General features: G+C 63.3%; 16 protein-coding genes and 1 tRNA gene. 7 read left to right on the plus strand and 10 right to left on the minus strand.

The features are described from left to right. The first annotated feature begins 88 nt into the window (after positions 1–88). Genes ACQY4V_RS17490 through ACQY4V_RS17500 form a run of 3 tightly spaced genes read left to right on the plus strand, consistent with a single transcriptional unit; the run spans position 89 to position 4,220 of the window. The gene (locus ACQY4V_RS17490; protein ID WP_428517293.1) at positions 89–1,075 is read left to right on the plus strand and encodes a glycosyltransferase family 2 protein; all 987 of its coding nucleotides are present in this window, start codon (positions 89–91) and stop codon (positions 1,073–1,075) included. Positions 1,076–1,088: 13 nt separating this feature from the next. Further along, positions 1,089–2,789, plus strand: coding sequence for a beta-1,6-N-acetylglucosaminyltransferase (locus ACQY4V_RS17495; protein WP_428513872.1), 1,701 nt, complete (start codon positions 1,089–1,091; stop codon positions 2,787–2,789). Beyond that, the gene (locus ACQY4V_RS17500; protein WP_428513874.1) at positions 2,790–4,220 is read left to right on the plus strand and encodes a sulfotransferase family 2 domain-containing protein; all 1,431 of its coding nucleotides are present in this window, start codon (positions 2,790–2,792) and stop codon (positions 4,218–4,220) included. It begins immediately after the preceding gene. On the opposite strand, the gene ACQY4V_RS17505 is transcribed toward ACQY4V_RS17500, so the two are convergent. The 6 genes from ACQY4V_RS17505 to ACQY4V_RS17530 all read right to left on the minus strand — a co-directional run bounded on the left by ACQY4V_RS17505 (position 4,208) and on the right by ACQY4V_RS17530 (position 8,002). Further along, positions 4,208–4,672 carry a PTS sugar transporter subunit IIA gene (locus ACQY4V_RS17505; protein ID WP_152494308.1) on the minus strand — a complete coding sequence of 155 codons (465 nt, stop codon included), beginning with the start codon at positions 4,670–4,672 and terminating at the stop codon, positions 4,208–4,210. The genes ACQY4V_RS17500 and ACQY4V_RS17505 overlap by 13 nt on opposite strands. Before the next feature lie 48 nt (positions 4,673–4,720). Continuing rightward, positions 4,721–5,284 carry a ribosome hibernation-promoting factor, HPF/YfiA family gene (gene hpf, locus ACQY4V_RS17510; RefSeq protein WP_428513876.1) on the minus strand — a complete coding sequence of 188 codons (564 nt, stop codon included), beginning with the start codon at positions 5,282–5,284 and terminating at the stop codon, positions 4,721–4,723. A 228-nt stretch (positions 5,285–5,512) separates the two neighbouring features. Continuing rightward, positions 5,513–6,271, minus strand: a complete 759-nt coding sequence (gene lptB / locus ACQY4V_RS17515) for an LPS export ABC transporter ATP-binding protein (protein WP_152494310.1) — start codon at positions 6,269–6,271, stop codon at positions 5,513–5,515. Further along, positions 6,271–6,768, minus strand: coding sequence for a lipopolysaccharide transport periplasmic protein LptA (lptA, locus tag ACQY4V_RS17520; protein ID WP_428513879.1), 498 nt, complete (start codon positions 6,766–6,768; stop codon positions 6,271–6,273). The genes lptB and lptA overlap by 1 nt, the downstream gene beginning before the upstream one ends. Further along, positions 6,765–7,388, minus strand: a complete 624-nt coding sequence (gene lptC, locus ACQY4V_RS17525) for an LPS export ABC transporter periplasmic protein LptC (RefSeq protein ID WP_428513881.1) — start codon at positions 7,386–7,388, stop codon at positions 6,765–6,767. Before lptC ends, lptA begins: the two co-directional genes overlap by 4 nt. Before the next feature lie 2 nt (positions 7,389–7,390). Beyond that, the gene (locus tag ACQY4V_RS17530) at positions 7,391–8,002 is read right to left on the minus strand and encodes a ribonuclease D (protein WP_428513883.1); all 612 of its coding nucleotides are present in this window, start codon (positions 8,000–8,002) and stop codon (positions 7,391–7,393) included. Positions 8,003–8,305: 303 nt separating this feature from the next. Between ACQY4V_RS17530 and ACQY4V_RS17535 the strand changes: the two genes are divergently transcribed. After that, positions 8,306–10,285 (plus strand): alpha/beta fold hydrolase, encoded by a 1,980-nt coding sequence (locus tag ACQY4V_RS17535; protein WP_428513885.1) that lies wholly within the window; start codon positions 8,306–8,308, stop codon positions 10,283–10,285. A 52-nt stretch (positions 10,286–10,337) separates the two neighbouring features. Here the strand turns inward: ACQY4V_RS17535 and ACQY4V_RS17540 are convergent. From ACQY4V_RS17540 to ACQY4V_RS17555, 4 genes are all read right to left on the minus strand, one after another. Then, a tRNA-Thr gene (locus tag ACQY4V_RS17540) sits at positions 10,338–10,413 on the minus strand. Between the two features lie 45 nt (positions 10,414–10,458). Beyond that, positions 10,459–11,946, minus strand: a complete 1,488-nt coding sequence (locus tag ACQY4V_RS17545) for a heme biosynthesis protein HemY (RefSeq protein WP_428513887.1) — start codon at positions 11,944–11,946, stop codon at positions 10,459–10,461. Between the two features lie 20 nt (positions 11,947–11,966). Next, positions 11,967–13,412 carry a COG4223 family protein gene (locus ACQY4V_RS17550; protein WP_428513889.1) on the minus strand — a complete coding sequence of 482 codons (1,446 nt, stop codon included), beginning with the start codon at positions 13,410–13,412 and terminating at the stop codon, positions 11,967–11,969. 45 nt (positions 13,413–13,457) lie between these two features. Beyond that, positions 13,458–14,189, minus strand: a complete 732-nt coding sequence (locus ACQY4V_RS17555) for a uroporphyrinogen-III synthase (RefSeq protein WP_428513891.1) — start codon at positions 14,187–14,189, stop codon at positions 13,458–13,460. A gap of 71 nt (positions 14,190–14,260) precedes the next feature. On the opposite strand from ACQY4V_RS17555, the gene tsaD reads away from it, so the two are divergent. From tsaD to ACQY4V_RS17570, 3 genes are read left to right on the plus strand one after another with little or no spacing between them, the layout of a single operon-like run. Next, positions 14,261–15,355: a tRNA (adenosine(37)-N6)-threonylcarbamoyltransferase complex transferase subunit TsaD gene (gene tsaD / locus ACQY4V_RS17560; RefSeq protein ID WP_428513893.1), complete on the plus strand. Its 1,095-nt coding sequence runs from the start codon at positions 14,261–14,263 to the stop codon at positions 15,353–15,355. After that, complete coding sequence (locus ACQY4V_RS17565) at positions 15,352–16,311, plus strand: NAD(P)H-dependent glycerol-3-phosphate dehydrogenase (RefSeq protein WP_428513895.1); 960 nt, start codon at positions 15,352–15,354, stop codon at positions 16,309–16,311. The genes tsaD and ACQY4V_RS17565 overlap by 4 nt, the downstream gene beginning before the upstream one ends. Beyond that, positions 16,312–16,581 carry a YciI family protein gene (locus tag ACQY4V_RS17570; RefSeq protein WP_428513897.1) on the plus strand — a complete coding sequence of 90 codons (270 nt, stop codon included), beginning with the start codon at positions 16,312–16,314 and terminating at the stop codon, positions 16,579–16,581. Positions 16,582–16,584: the final 3 nt, after the last annotated feature.

The following is a 16,584-nucleotide window of genomic DNA, read 5'->3' on the forward strand; positions in this document are numbered from 1 at the left end:
ATGCTTTAACGCAGTCCGGGTATGGTGGCGGCTGGTCTGGCCGGCGGCCAAAGGGATCTGAGTAGTGAGTATCTTGCAGTCATACGCGATGCGGCTGCGGCGGAAGCGGCATCGCATCCGTGCGTTTCGCAAGCATTTCTCGCTCAAGCCCGTGGTGGACCGAACGCGCAAGATCCGGCCCGGAGACATCCTGCTGTTCTCGACCATGCGCGACGAGTTCGTGCGCCTTCCCTTCTTTATGCAATATTACCGCAACCTTGGGGTTTCGCATTTCCTGATCGTCGACAATGACAGCACCGATGGCGGGCGCGAGTTCATGGCCGACCAGGAGGACGTCTCGATCTGGACCACCAAGGCCAGCTACAAGGGCTCGAAGTTCGGGGTCGATTGGCTGAACTGGCTGCAGCGTAAACATGGCCACGGGCACTGGACGCTGGTGGTCGATCCGGACGAGCTGTTCATCTACCCGTTCTGCGACACGCGGCCCATTCGGGCGCTCACCGACTGGCTGGACACCAGCCAGGTCAAATCCTTCGGCGCAATGCTGCTGGACATGTACCCGAAGGGCCGGATCGACTCGGTGTCGTACCTGCCGGGGCAGGACCCGCTGGAAATTGCCGGATGGTTCGATCCGGGCAACTACGTGATCGAGAAGAACCGCAAATACGGCAACCTGTGGATCCAGGGCGGGCCGCGCAGCCGGGTTTTCTTTGCCGACAGGCCCAAGAAGGCACCGGCGCTGAACAAGACACCGCTGGTGAAGTGGGACAAGCGGTACACCTATATCAGCTCGACGCACACGCTTTTGCCGCGGGGTCTGAACCTAACCTATGACGAGTGGGGCGGAGAGAAGGCGAGTGGCATCCTGCTGCACGCGAAGTTCCTCAACACATTCACCGCCAAGGCCGAGGAAGAGTTGCAGCGCGGACAGCACTATGCCGGAAGTGTCGAATACAGATCATATGCCGAGAAATTTCAGGACAGTCCCGACCTTTGGTGCAAATGGTCGGAGAAATATATAAACTGGCGACAATTGGAAATTCTTGGGCTGATGTCCAAGGGCAACTGGGCATGAGGATGGGCAGAGGGTGAGCGTCGGCATCATAATGCTGGTCCATACGGCATTCGACCGGGCCGAGCAGGTGGCGCGCCATTGGGCCGCGGCGGGCTGTCCGCTGGTCATTCATGCAGACCGCAACGTGCCCAGCGAGACGTACAAGAATTTCGTCGCGGCGCTGTCCGACCTCGAGCAATTGAAATTCGCCAGGCGGCATCGGTGCGAGTGGGGCACTTGGGGGCTGGTAGCCGCGACGCAGGCGGCGTCGGAGATCATGCTGAAGAGCTTTCCCGACGTTCGGCATGTTTACCTGGCGTCCGGGTCGTGCCTGCCGCTTCGGCCGGTGCAGGAACTGATCGACTACCTGGAGGATCGGCCGCAGACCGATTTCATCGAAAGCGCCACGACGGCGGATGTGCCCTGGACGATAGGGGGCCTGGATCACGAGCGGTTCACCCTGCGGTTCCCGTTTTCGTGGCGGCGGAACCGCAAGCTGTTCGACGCCTATGTTCGCCTGCAACGCAAGATCGGCTACAAGCGGCGCATTCCCAACGGGATCGTGCCGCATATGGGCAGCCAGTGGTGGTGCCTGACGCGCCAGACCCTGTCGGCGATCCTGACGGACCCCGAGCGGGCGACCTATGACAGCTATTTCAAGCGGGTGTGGATCCCGGACGAAAGCTATTTCCAGACGCTTGCAAGGCTCTATTCCAGGCAGATCGAAAGCCGGTCGCTGACCCTGTCGAAATTCGACTACCAGGGCAAGCCGCACATTTTCTACGACGATCACCTGCAGCTTTTGCGGCGGTCGGACTGTTTCGTGGCGCGCAAGATCTGGCCCTTTGCCAACCGGCTTTACAATGCGTTCCTGACCGATGCGGCAGGGGCGATGAAGCGGACCGAGCCCAACCCCGGCAAGATCGACCGGATTTTTGCCAAGGCGGTGGAACGGCGCACGCGGGGGCGGCCCGGCCTGCTGATGCAAAGCCGGTTTCCGGTGGAGGGGCGCGAGAACGGGCTGACTTGCGCGCAATACTCGGTGTTCGAGGGGTTCAGCGACCTTTTCGAGAATTTCGAGCCCTGGCTGGCCAAGGTCACGGGTACGCGGGTGCACGGGCACCTCTTTGCCCCCGAGCGGGCCGAGTTTTCCGATGGCCAGACGGTGATGAACGGCGCGCTGAGCGACAGCGCGAAATTGCGCGATTACAATCCGCAGGCGTTCCTGGCGAGCCTGATCTGGAACACGCGCGGCGAGCGGCAGTGTTTCCAGCTGGGACCGCGCGACAATATCAAAAATATCGAGTGGCCACTGGCCAAGGACCAGAACGCGCAGATCTCGGTAATCTCGGGCGCGTGGGCGGTGCCGCTGTTCAAGTCGAACATGAACTTCGCCGACATCCGGCAGGAGGCCGCGCTGTTGCAGCAGATCGAAAGCAAGCACCTGGATGTGCTGCGCTCGCAATGGGGCAAGGCGCGGGTGCGGATCTGGACCATGGCGGAGTTCATCGAGGCACCGATGGAGCCCTTGCAGACGATCATCGACGAGATCGGGAAGCAAAGCGTGCATGGCCTGGCCGAGGTGCCCAAGATGGCCGACCTGACCGGGTTCGGGCAGTTTTTGCAGAACCTCAAGAACCAGGGGATGCATCCCTACCTGATGGGCGATTTCCCGGTAGAGCACCGCCTGCACGAGCCGCAGGGACAACAACGCAAACCCTACCTGGTGCGATAGATGGCAGGCCAATTCGACTATTTCGCGGTGTTTGCCGAGATGCGCACCGGGTCCAACTTTCTCGAGACGAACCTGAACGCGTTCGAAAGCTTCGAGTGTTTCGGCGAGGCGTTCAACCCGCATTTCATCGGCTATCCCAACCGCGACGAGATCGCCGGCGTGGCGCAGCATACGCGCGATGCCGACCCGATGCAGCTGATCAAGGCGGTGCGGGACGTGCCGGGCAAGATGGGCGGTTTCCGGTACTTTCACGATCATGATCCGCGCATCCTGGACGTGATGCTGGACGATCCGCGCTGCGCCAAGATCATCCTGACGCGCAACCCGCTGGACAGCTATGTCAGCTGGAAGATCGCCCAGGCCACGGGCCAGTGGAAGCTGACCAACGTGAAGCGGCGCAAGGACAGCCAGGTTCGCTTCGACAAGGCCGAGTTCGAGACGCATGTGACCAAGCTGCAGGAATTCCAGGTGTTCCTGCTGAACCGGCTGCAGGCGTCGGGACAGGCGGCGTTCTACATCGCCTACGAGGATCTGCAGAACCTCGACGTTCTGAACGGTCTGGCAAAATTCCTGGGCAGCGACGAGCGGCTGGAGGCGCTGGACGCGTCGCTGAAAAAGCAGAATCCCAGCGGGCTGGAAGACAAGGTGTCCAACTTCAGGGACATGGAACAGGCCTTTGCCGGGCTCGATCCGTTCAACCTGACCCGGACGCCCAATTTCGAGCCGCGCCGGGGACCAGCGGTGCCGGGCTTCGTGACCGGGGCCCATGCCGCGCTGCTGTACATGCCGATCCGGTCGGGACCCGAGGCGGCGGTGTGCGACTGGCTGGCAGGGCTGGATGGCGTGGCGGCGGACGACCTGCCGACCAAGCTGAACCAGAAGGACCTGCGCCAGTGGAAGCGGCGTCATCCGGGGCATCGCGGCTTTACCGTGGTGCGGCATCCCGTTGCGCGGGCGCATGCCGCGTTCTGCGACAAGATCCTGCAGACCGGGCCGGGATGTCTCGCGGACATCCGAAAGACGCTGCGCAATTTCCATAAGTTGCCGCTGCCGGGCAGGATGCCGGACGAGGGCTATGACCGCGAGGCGCACAAGCTGGCCTTCGCGGCGTTCCTGGAGTTTCTGAAGGCGAACCTTGCCGGACAGACGAATATCCGTGTGGACGCGCACTGGGCCACGCAATCGGCGATCATGCAGGGGATGGCGCAGTTCAGCCTGCCGGATCTCGTGCTGCGTGAGGAGGAACTGGCCGAGGCGCTTCCGCGGCTGGCGGCATCGGTGGGCTATGACGCGGCCGCGTGCCCGGCCAAATCTGCGCCCGATCAGCCCTTTTCGATTGATGAGATTTACGACGAAGAGATCGAGGCGCTGGTCAGTGACATTTACCAGCGCGACTACATGATGTTCGGCTTTCGGGCTTACGCCGCCTGAACCGACTGTGCCTCGGTGATGATCGTGTGCAGCGTCGCGGGATCATCATTGGCCCGCAGCTTGGCGCAGATCGCCGGATCGCGCAGGGTGCGCGAAACAAGCGCCAGCGCCTTGAGATGTTCCACGCCGGCATCTTCGGGTGCGAACAGGGCAAAGGCCAAGTCGACCGGCTGGCGGTCGACCGAGTTGAAATCAATCGGCGTGTCCAGCAGCACCAGCGCACCCACGACCGAGTCGATGCCCGCCAGACGCGCATGGGGCAAGGCCACGCCATGCCCCACGCCTGTGGGTCCGAGGTTTTCGCGCTCGATCAGGGCGTCCACCACTTTTTGCGGATCGAGGCCATAGACGGACTCGGCAATGCTGCCAAGCTCGTGCAGAAGGCGCTTCTTGCTGGACACGGAGGAGTAGACCCGGACCGCGTCAGGCCGCAAAATCTGAGTGAACTGCATTCAGTTATGCTCCATCGGCGGCCGGTTCCGCCTTGCTTGCTCGATCGTTTACGGGTCGATCCATCCGATATTGCCGTCATCGCGGCGATACACGACGTTGACCCCTTCTTTTCCTTCATTCCGGAACACGAGCACCGGGGCGCCGGCAAGTTCCATCTGCATGACTGCCTCGCCGACCGATAGAGAGGGAATATGATGCTCCATCTCTGCGACGATAACCGGCTGCAGGCTTTCGGGTTCCGATTCTTCCCCATCGGCTTCGGAGGCGAGGATATAGGCGGATGCCTGAGAAAGTTCAATAGGTTCCGCCCGGTCGCGATGATGGTCCTTCAAACGGCGCTTGTAGCGGCGCAACTGCTTTTCCAGCTTCTCGCTGCAATCGTCGAACGCGGCGTAGATTTCATGCGCGTGGGCCTTGGCCTGGGCGGTCAGCCCGGTGGACAGGTGGACCGTTGCCTCGCAGACGAATTCGCTCGCGCTCTTGGAAAAGATCACGTGCGCGTCCGTCGGCCGTTCGGCATATTTTTCCACAATGGAGTTCAACTCGTTCTCGACATGAGTCTGCAAAGCCTGGCCGACATCGATTTGTTTTCCACTGATTTGATAGCGCATTCAGAACCTCCAACATGCGGACAGAAATGGCCTGTGGCGCGATGAGACGCGCTGATCCAGGTCAAATCCGTGAGGGATGTAATGACGTTTTCTGTGTGCCCGGGCCCGGCCCAAAGGATGGGTCGCACGGCTCGAACAGTGCAAAAACCGAAAGCGTCATACCTTATTTGATCCGCGATATGGGCGTCTTGTCAATGGAGATTGCGTTAACGCGCGGCGCAAGATCGCTCAGGATATACGAAAGTTTTCGCCGAGGTAGACGCGGCGGACGTTTTCGTTCGACACGACCTCGGACGGGGTGCCCGACATCAGGACCTTGCCGTCATGCAGGATATAGGCACGGTCCACGATCTCGAGCGTTTCGCGCACGTTGTGGTCGGTGATCAGTACGCCGATGCCGCGTTTCTTGAGGTCTGCGACCAGGTGACGGATATCGCCCACCGAGATCGGATCAACCCCAGCAAAGGGTTCGTCCAGCAGCAGGTACTTCGGCTGGGCGGCAAGGCAGCGGGCAATCTCCACCCTGCGCCGTTCACCGCCGGACAAGGCAAGCGCGGGGGCGCGGCGCAGGTGCTCGATGGAAAACTCCGACAGCAATTCCTCGAGCCGCTCGCGGCGCTTGTGGCGGCTGTCCTTCGAGATATCGAGGATCGCCATGATGTTGTCCTCGACCGACATGCCGCGAAAGATCGACATTTCCTGCGGCAGGTAGCCCACGCCCAGCTTGGCGCGGCGATACATCGGCAGGTTGGTCACATCACGACCGTCGATCCGCACATGCCCGCCCTCGGGATGGATCAGGCCGGCGATGGCGTAGAAGGTCGTCGTCTTGCCCGACCCGTTCGGGCCGAGAAGCGCAACGACCTCGCCCTGGCGCAGGGAGAGGGTGACATCGCGGATGACCACGCGCTTCTTGTAGCTCTTGCGCAGGTTCTCGACCGACAGGCCGGTGCTTTCGTGGGCGATATGCAACTCGGGCCGGGCCATTACTGGTTGCCGTTCTCGGGTTGAAGAATCGTCTTGACGCGGCCCGTGACACGGGCGGTCCCGGCCCGCGTGTCGACGAACATCTTGTCACCGCTCAGTGCGTTGATACCCTGAACAAGGAGCACGTCGCCCTCCATCTCGATCAAGCCGGTGTCCACGTTGTAATCGGCGCGCGACGCCTCGGCCGCATCCTCGCCGCTGACAAGGGTGACGCCGCCGGTCGCCTGGAGCTCTTCGATGCCGCTTTGATCGTTCTTGTAGACCACCAGAACGCGGGGTGCGGACAGGCGCATCTCGCCCTGTCCGATCAGAACGTTGCCGGTAAAGACCGCGGTGCCGTCCTGCTGGTTCACGTCCAGATTGTCGGCGGTGACCTCGACCGGAAGGCTGCTGTCCTGCGCGGTGTTGCCGAAGGCGACCTGCGCGCCCTGGGCGGCGGCGCCAAGTGGCTGGCAAAACAAAATGACTGCAATCAAAATGCGAAAAGAATGGGTCACTGATCTGGGTCCTCGGACGGCTGCGGAGTATATACCAGCTTCACCCCTTCGGTGAAAACCAAATGTGCCTCGCCGGTTTCTTCGTCTTCGGACAAGACCATGCGCCCCGCGGTCAGGTCTCCGGCGGGGCCGGTGCCCGACACGGGACCGGGCGTTTCGGCGTAAAGCACGTCCAGCTTTGCGTTCAGCCGCTCGGTGGTCATCTCGTAGCCGGTGGTCGTGTCGATATGGACGTTGCCCATCAGCGAGGCGTGCAGATCGGATTGATGCATGTCGCCGCGATCGGACCTGACGGTCACCGTGCCGCCAGAAAACAGCCGCATCTCGGCGGTGACATCCTCGGCGTTGATCAGGCGGGGATCGTCCGTTGCCGGGCGGGCGGTTTCGGCGGTGATCGTCACCTCGTCCCCGCCGCTTGTCACGCCGGCAAAGGCCGCGTTCGTCGCGCCTTGGTCGCGCGCACGCTGTTCCAGGTCGATATTGGCGATGGGGATGGATTTGGTCGGGTCGATATGGCGCGAAATCAGGAAGATCGTGGACAACAGGCCAAGCGCGGCCAACGGCAGGATGATCTTCATCCAGGCCACAAGCCGCGAGTAGAAGTTGTCGGTCGTTGCCATGGTCAGTGCGCAAAAATATCCGTTTCGGGCCAGCCGGCCAGGTCCAGCCGGGCCCGCGTCGGGAGAAAGTCGAAACAGCTTTGGGCCAGATCGGTGCGGCCCTCGCGGGCCAGCCTGGCGTCCAGTTCCGAGCGCAGCCGGTGCAGGTAAAGAACGTCAGAGGCGGCATAGTCCAGCTGCGCGTCACTCAGTTCGGGCGCGCCCCAGTCCGACGATTGCTGTTGCTTGGAAATATCGACACCCAGCAGTTCCTGAAGCAGGTATTTCAGCCCGTGTCGGTCGGTATAGGTCCGGATCAGCTTGCTGGCGATCTTGGTGCAGTAGACAGGCGCGGCCAGCGCCCCGAAGGCGTTGAACATCGCGGCGATATCGAAGCGGCCGAAATGGAACAGCTTCAGGACGTCGGTATCGGTCAGAAGACGTTCGAGGTTGGGCGCGCTGGTCTGGCCCTGCATCACCTGAACGATGTGCGCGTCGCCGTCGCCGCCCGACAGCTGCACGACGCAGAGCCTGTCCCGATGGGGGTTGAGCCCCATTGTCTCACAGTCGATGGCGACGACGGACCCAAGATCGAGGTCGTCCGGAAGGTCCGATTTGTAAAAGTGATTGGCCATGATCCGCCCGCTTGTTTTCGAACTCATATAGGGCGCTGCCGCGCAATGTGCGCTTGCTTAAGCGAAAAGATGCGGACGCTCAACGAAAAGCAATCGCGTGGCCCGTCTTTGGACCGGTCATGACTTACGTGGTAGTATGGTCTTGCATCGTCAAGCCTTGGCGGCGCCCTGGCGCGAGTCACCTGCAGCCCGTTGCCTTCGGTCCAATGTGACAGTCGCCCGAACTACAAGATTTCGACATGTGTATTCGTAACGATGAACCGGGGCGTTTTCTGCCCGAAATTCATTCAAGCGAGGTTCACGATGGAAGATATCATCGCACTGCTGATGGCCCTGACGGCGCCCGAGCCGGACGGGAGGTATTTCGAGACCCTGCTGGCTCGGGGCGAAGGCGCCCCCGTGGAGGTCGTGTCTTGTCGTGACCCGATGGCGATGTCGGAAATCGTCGGTGAGACGATCCTTTGTGGAACGGTCACCGTGCCGGAGGATCACGACGCGCCGGAGAACGGGCAAAGCGTTGCACTGGCCTTTGCGATCCTGCGATCCGAGACGACCTATCCGGCCCCGGACCCGCTGGTTTACCTGCATGGCGGGCCCGGGATCGGGAACCTGAACAGCGGTCTGAGCTTCATGGCGGACGCCTTTGCGCCGTTTCGTGCCAACCGCGACGTGATCATCTTCGATCAGCGGGCCGCGGGCATCTCTTCGGGCAGCGTGGTCTGTTACGAGCAGATTGCGCAGAACGTCAGCCAGGTCATCACCGAGGAGACCGGCGCGCTGGAAACGGACCCGGAGGGAAACCCCGTGGTCAGCCAGTTCCTGAAGGATTGCCTTTCGGAAATCGAGGCGGCCGGCACGGATCTTTCGAAATACAACACGCGGCAGAATGCGCTGGATGTGCCGATGATCCTGACCGCGCTGGGCTACGAGGAATGGAACCTTTACGGCATTTCCTACGGTACCAAGCTGACGCTGGAGGTGTTGCGCAGCGCGCCCGAGGGTGTCCGGTCAGCCGTGATCGACGGGGTCGCGCCACCGTGGGTCAGGCTCTATGACACGCTGACCCTACCACTGGCGGAATCGATGCAGCGGTTGGTCGAGGATTGCGCCGCGGAAACGGCCTGTGACACGGCCTATCCGGATCTGGGCGAGGTGCTGCGCGACGTGATCGCGCGGTCGACGGCGGGGGACCTGGTGGTCGACGGCTCGGCCATTCCGCCGCAACTGGTGCTCAGCTTCTTCTCGCAGCGCAACGATCGGTTCAACCTCGGCTCGCTCACGCCGTATATCCCCGCGATGGTGTACGAATTGCACCGGGGAGAAGACATGCCGACCATCGAAATGGTCGTGAAGGACTGGAATTTCTCGGTGCCGCAACAGGATGCGGACGCGGTTCTTGCGGCACGGAGGGACGACCTGACCGAGCAGCAGGTGCATCTGCTGCAGATGGCGCTGGGAGATGCCGAGATCATCGAGGATGCCACAACAGCGCTCGGGATCGCCGTGGCTGACCTGCGCCGTCAGTTGCGCCGTGACCGCGTGCTGGGTCCGATGCCGGGATTGTTCGATGCCGAAATGTCGGCCGCCGTGCCCGACACTATCGTCACCTCGGATGCCGCCCGCGCGATACTGGAAGGATACTCGGCGCTACAGTTGGGCGAACCCACGCGCGACAGGTTGTCGGAGTTTGTCGAAACGCATTTCAAGGGGCCACACCTTGCGCGGCTGCTGGCCATCGTGGAGGCGATGACCGACGAAGAAGTCGCCGCCGTCTATGCCGACGCTGCGCAATCGGTGCAGTCTCACACGTTGGAGTTTCAGCAGAACTCCATCGACCTGATGCTCTATGCATGCCAGGAGGATGTGCCGTACAACACGATGGAAGGTTACCGGCAGACGGTCGCGGAGCAACCCTTTGACGTGACGGCTTTTTTCGATGGCCCGGCCACAGGCGTCTACACGGCTTGCAAGGCATTCACACCGGCGCCGCGCGACAACTGGCACGAGGTGGTCGAAAGCGATATTCCCACGGTTTCAATCGGATCCGGATGGGACACGCAGACTGCTGCAAGCTGGGCAAAGGAGGCCACGCGCGGGCTGACCAATGCGCAGCACTTCTTCATTGCCGAGGCCGGTCATGGCGCGCTGGCTTATGTCGATTGCGTCGGGGACATGACCGTGGCCTTCGTCAATGACCCCTCACGCAGGCTCGACAATTCCTGCGTCGAGGCGACGGCGGTTCCAGCGTTCCATATCGCACCTTGGGTCGAGACGGCACAGTAAACCCCGAAGGAGACGAACCCTTGTGAAGAGGATTGAGATATATCCAGGAAAGTGGTGCCGCTGAAGGGACTCGAACCCCCGACCCCATCATTACGAATGACGTGCTCTACCAGCTGAGCTACAGCGGCCCTGTGGGGGGCGGCTATAGCACCACAAATCCCATCCGAAAAGGACTATTTTTCCGTCTCTGCCGGCTTCGGTTCCTCGACGATTTCGGCGTCGTCGATTTCCGCTTCGGCCGTGTCATCCTCGTCGATGGTCTCGTCGGGGGTGGTGTGATCCTCGACCGAGCCGATGATGAGCGGCAGCATCTCGATGCCCGTGGACGAGGCGACCGACGATGCCGGCGGCGCGCGCCAGCTGAGCGTGTCGAACGCGTGGCAATTGCTGCAGGACGGCGCCCATTCGGGGTGGATGTGATGACAGTTCTCGCACACCCATTGCGGCCCGCGCGGGGCCGACAGCGCCCGTGCCAGCCAGCCTTTGACCACGCTGTCCGACGCCCCTTCGCCACGCTCGATGGCGGCCATGATCGTCAGCGCCCTTGCATCGGGATCGACCTCGGCCAGATCCCCCAGCGCACGGCGGGCTGCGGGGAAATCCTCGGCCGCAAGGTGCAGTTCGGCGTCGATCAGGCGGGTTTCGCGGTGATCGGGATGAGTCTTGAGCAGTTTGGCGAACCGCTTGATGCGGGCCTGCGGCGTCTCGTCGGGCTCGATTTCCGCGAAGGCGGCGGCAAGGTCCGGGTGCGGCTGGGCATCCCATGCCTTCTTGATCACGCGGGTGGCGTTGCGCTTGTTGCCCTGCTCCATGTAGCCGCGGGCCGTCAGCACGGCGGCCGGTACGAGATCGGGCGAGAGCTTGTTCGCGGAGATGGCGGCCTCGCGGGCCTCGATGCTCTTGCCTTCGTCCAGGATGTCGCGCGCCTCGGAGAGCGCCAGCACGGCGTCGCGGCGGCGATGCACGTCGCGCGGCAGGTTCCCGGATTTCAGCTTGGCACTGAGGGTTTCGCGCGCGCCTTTCCAGTCGCCGGTCTGCGCCTGCAGTTTCAGCAGCGTGTCCTGCACTTCCTCGTGCTTGGGCTTCAGCGTGAAGGCGGTCTTGGCGAGTTTGAGCGCGGTGTCAGTGTCGCCGTCGGCCAGTTTTTGACGCAGGATGCCGCGCACACCCACGAAACGGGTCTTCTCGTTGGTCAGAAGGCGTTTATAGGTCTCCTCGGCCTTGCGGCGGTTGCCGGACATCTCTGCGGCCTGCGCGGTGATCAAGTTGGTCAGCGCCGGCTTGTTGAGATAGCGCTCGGCCTTGCCGGCCTTGGCCATGGCCAGTTCGCCCTCGCCAGAGGCCAGCGCCATCATCCCCTCGGACAGGGCCTGATAGCCTTTCTCCTGCCGATTGCGCTGGAAATAGCGCGACAGCGCGGTGTCGTCGCCGTTGATGAAACGCAGCACGGCGACCAGCAGCGATACGATCTTCAGCAGCAGCCAGACGGCGATGACGAGCAGGACGAGCGCGATCACGGCCATCAGCGGGGTCAGGTTGAATTCCTGTCCGGCCATAACGATGCGCACGCCGCCGTCGAGTTCGAGCAGGTAGATCGCGCCCCAACTGGCCGCGGCGACGAGGCCGATGAAGAGGACGATCTTGATGACGGACCACAGCATTCTTTGAATTCCCCCCGGCCTTAGTTCAATGTCTCGCTCAGCGACTGGGCCGCGCCCACCGCTTCGAGCCGTTCTGCCGCCCGGCCGGCCCAATCGGACAGCTCGGCGCGGCCTTCTTCGGGCAGCGTCTCGATTTCCGCCAGCGCATCCTGCAGCCGGCCATCGCGCACGGCGGCCTCGGCCCGGGACAGCACCGCGTCGGGATCGTCCCCTTCGCGGGGTTCCAGGGACCGCACGCCAAGCTGGCTCTTCAGAAAGCCCTTGAGCCCGGTGCCTTCGCCGGTGACGTCCCGCGACGCATCCAGCGCGGCACGGGCGGCGTCGGGAAAGCTTTCCTGCAGGCTGGACAGGGTTGCGACCCCCTCTTCGGCGACGGATGCCAGGGTATCGGGCACCTCGGCATCGGTGTCCTGCAACTCGGCCACCGCGCCGGCAAACCCGGCGCCGTTGTCGAGCGCGGCCTGAACGCGGCTTATCGCGGCGCGTTGCATCGCGGCGACTGCGGCCTCATCGGCGACGGTTTCGGTCTGCATCGCCTGCGCGATCAAGTCCTCGAGTTCGGCGCGCTGCGCGGCGAATTCCTCGCGCGCGGCATTCAGTTCGTTCTCGTAGGCGGCAATGGTGGCGGCGTCGGCGCTTTCGGAAACCGGGCGCTGCTCTACATCGCCCAGCCGCGCCGCTAGGTCCTCGATCTGTTGTTCTGTTTCGGCCACGCGGTCGGACAATGTCCCGAGCGCTTCGACCTGAGCCTGAAGCGCGCTGTCATCGGTATTGGTGATGCCGCCCACCTTCTCGGTCAGGGCGTCGATCGTGCCGGACTGCTCCTCGACCCTTTGGTTGAGGGCGCCGACATCCCCGACCAGAACCTCGTCGCGCGGGATGACTTGCTGCACCACGCCGAAATAGGCGGCGGCAAAGCCGATGGCGCCCGCAACGACGCCGCCCAGGATCATGCTTCCGACGCCAGCCCCCTTGGCGGGCTGCGGTGCCGTGACGGGCAGGCTGGTGGCGGGTTCGGTCGCGGTGGGGCTGTTGCCGGACTCTGCCGCGTCCGAGGTCTCGCCGTCGGAGGTCTGGTCGGTGTCAGCGTCGGTCGTCGCGGCGGTTTCCGACGTCGCGTCGTGCGCGGGCGTATCGGGGCCGGACGTATCGGCGGCAGGCTCTTCGGTGTCGCTGTCGCTCTTGGTCATAGCGTCGTGCGTCATCGCGTCGTGAGCACTCGTTTCGGACTGCCCCGATGCTGGATCCTCGATGCCGGGGTGGCTGCCCGCCGGTTTCGTGTCCGGGGTCGCATCGGTGGTCGCGCCGGACGCCACGGTCGTGTCGTCGCCTGCGGGCGCGACGGTGTCGGTGTCGGTGGCTTGAACGGTGTCTTCCGGCTGCGCGGCCTCCTGCGTGGAGTCGTCTTCCTTCGATGCGTCCTTGTCGAGCGGTGTCTTTGCTCCGGACGATGTTTTCTTTGCCACGTGAAAACCTCTTTCGAATCTTGCCATTGCAGCCTGCCAGAAAGCTTACTGTGCGGTGCTTCCGCTCTCAAGCCGATTGGCATCAGACCAAAGTTGCGCAACGCAGGACAGCATCGCGGGTCTGTCGGGCCGCGCCGCCACACTGATCCTTGCCGCTCTCTCCCGGGGAATGACCCCCGCCACGGCCTCGCTGATCGCCGCGACATGCAAGTTAGCGCCTTTCGGCAGCGCATCTAGCAAAAGCTGGGTACTTCGCGGCGAAAAAACCGGCGCCACCACGATACCGTGCCTTTCCACGCGGTCCAGCGCCTTTTTCGAAAGGGCGCAGGGCACCTGGCGATAGACGATGGCCTCGTGCGTCTCTGTTCCGGCGGAATTCAGATATCGCGCGAGGTCGAACGCGATGGGGTCTCCACGCAGGTAGAGGCACGGCGTCGCGGCAGAAGCGTTCCGGATATCCTGCGCCAGTTCCTTGCCCGTGCCGGGCCCCACGACCGGATCAAAGCCATGCTGTGCTGCAACCTTGCCGGTGGCGGTGCCGACGACGTAGCAGGCGAAATCCCGGCGCCGGGTGGCCTTGGCAAAGCTTTCGACCGCGTGAGCGGAGGTGAATATGAGCGTTCTGTACGGCGCGAGGTCGGGCAGATCCGGCGACATCTCGATCTGCAAGAGCGGCGCAATGCATATGTCCACGTCCGGGCCCAGCTTATCCTCCAGGTCGGCTGCGAAGGCGTCTGCCGCATCCCGGGGGCGTGTGATGAGGATCAGGGGCGACATGGACGCTCCGGAGTTGTTTGCGCGCCCTTGCGGTGTTACCTGCCAAAAGGGCGTGGCGCAACGGGCGTGAAATGACGGACAACCTGACGATCCTCGGGCTGGAGAGCAGCTGCGACGACACCGCGGCGGCGGTCGTTCGGATGCGCGAGCACGGTGCGGAGATCCTGTCGTCGGTCGTTCTGGGGCAGGACGACCTGCACGGCGCCTTTGGCGGCATCGTCCCGGAAATCGCCGCACGCGCGCATGCCGAGAAGCTGGATATCGCGGTCAATGAGGCTCTGAAACAGGCTGAAACCTCCTTGGATCGCATTCAGCTCGTGGCCGCGACGGCGGGGCCGGGGCTGATCGGGGGCGTGCTGTCAGGCGTGATGACGGGCAAGGCCATCGCCGCCGCGCGGGGGCTGCCGCTCGTGGGCGTCAACCACCTTGCGGGGCACGCTCTGACGCCAAGGCTGACGGATGGTCTGGCATATCCTTACGTGATGCTTCTGGTTTCGGGCGGTCATTGCCAGTTCCTGCTGGTCGAGGGAAGCGATCGTTTCACGCGGCTGGGTGGCACCATCGACGACGCGCCCGGAGAGGCGTTCGACAAGTCCGCGCGCTTGCTGGGCTTGTCCCAGCCGGGCGGCCCGATGATCGAGCGCGAGGCGCAGGCGGGCGATGCGGGACGGTTCCGTTTCCCCCGGCCCCTGCTGGACAGGCCCGGCTGCGACATGTCGTTTTCCGGGTTGAAAACCGCGCTGCTGCGCGCCCGGGACGAGGTGATCGCCGAGAAGGGCGGGCTGACACGGCGGGACCGGGCCGATCTTTGCGCCGGGTTCCAGAACGCGGTCGCAGACGTGCTGCAGGAAAAGACGCGGCGTGCCCTGACCGAGGCCGGCAGAATCCTGTCCGCGCCGCCGGCGCTGGCCGTTGCCGGTGGCGTGGCCGCGAACCAGCTCGTTCGCAGTGGATTAGAGACTGTTTCAAGAGAATTCGGCGTGGCTTTCGTTGCACCCCCGCTGTCGCTTTGCACCGATAACGCGGCGATGATCGCCTATGCCGGCGGGGAACTCTTTCGCGCGGGGCGGATTGACGACATGTCCCTGGCCGCGCGTCCACGCTGGCCCTTGGACCAACGCAGCCCGTCCCTTCTGGGCGGGGGAAAGAAAGGGGCGAAGGCATGATCGCGGTGATTGGCGCCGGTGCATTCGGAACAGCGCTGGCCGTTTCCCTGGCCCGAAACGGCCCGGTGACACTGTGGGCGCGCGATGCCGAGCAGGTGCGCGAAATCCATGCCTCGGGGCAGAATGAGCGGCGTCTGCCCGGCGTCGACCTGCCGGACAATATCACGGTTTCAGCCGATATAGAGACTGTATTGCAGGCCGAAATCGTGCTGCTGTCCGTCCCGGCGCAAAAACTGAGACGCTTTCTGGAGACCTGCGGCGAAACCCTGGCGGGCAAACACGTGGTCGCCTGTTGCAAGGGAATGGAGCGCGGCACCGGCTTGAGGCCGACGCAGATCGTCGCCGAGCATGTGCCCGACGCCATCCCCGCCACTTTGACCGGCCCGTCCTTTGCCCATGATATCGCTCGGGGTCTGCCGACCGCGCTGACTTTGGCATGCGCAGATGAGAGCGCCGGCGAACGCCTGCAGACGCGACTGACGACGCCGAATATCAGGCTCTATCGCACCACGGATGTCATCGGCGCAGAGCTTGGTGGCGCGCTGAAGAACGTCATCGCCATCGCGTGCGGCGTGGCGATCGGTGCCGGGCTGGGGGAGAGTGCGCGGGCGGCGCTGATGACGCGCGGTTTTGCCGAGCTTGTGAAGGTGGCGGAGAGATATGGCGCAAAGGCCGAAACACTGGCCGGGCTGTCGGGATTTGGCGATCTGGTGCTGACCTGCACGTCAGAGCAGTCGCGCAATTATCGCTTTGGTCAAAGCATCGGCGCGGGCGATGCGTTTGACAGCGGTGTGACGGTCGAGGGCGCGGCGACGGCCCAGGCGCTGGCGGAGATGGCGCAAGAGACCGGCCTGGACCTGCCGATCACCCGCGTCGTGACCGGGCTGGTCAGTGGTGAATTGAACGTGCGCGACGCGGTCGATATGCTGTTGCAACGGCCATTGAAGGAAGAATGAATGTTGATCGCCCTGATTGCCCGGGACAAGCCTGGCGCCCTGCAAACCCGTCTCGACAACCGTGACAAGCACGTGGCCTATCTGAAGGAAAGCGGCGTCGTCAGCCAGGCCGGCCCGCTCCTGGATGCCGAGGGGGGCATGATCGGGTCGCTGGTGATCCTGGAGGTCGAGGATATGGCCGAGGCCGAGGCATGGGCGGCGAAAGACCCCTACAAGGCGGCCGACCTTTTTCAGAGTGTCGAGCTGATTCCCTGGAACAAGGTGATCTGAGCC

Origin of the sequence: Roseovarius sp., from assembly GCF_965277045.1 — a bacterium.
GTDB lineage: Bacteria > Pseudomonadota > Alphaproteobacteria > Rhodobacterales > Rhodobacteraceae > Roseovarius.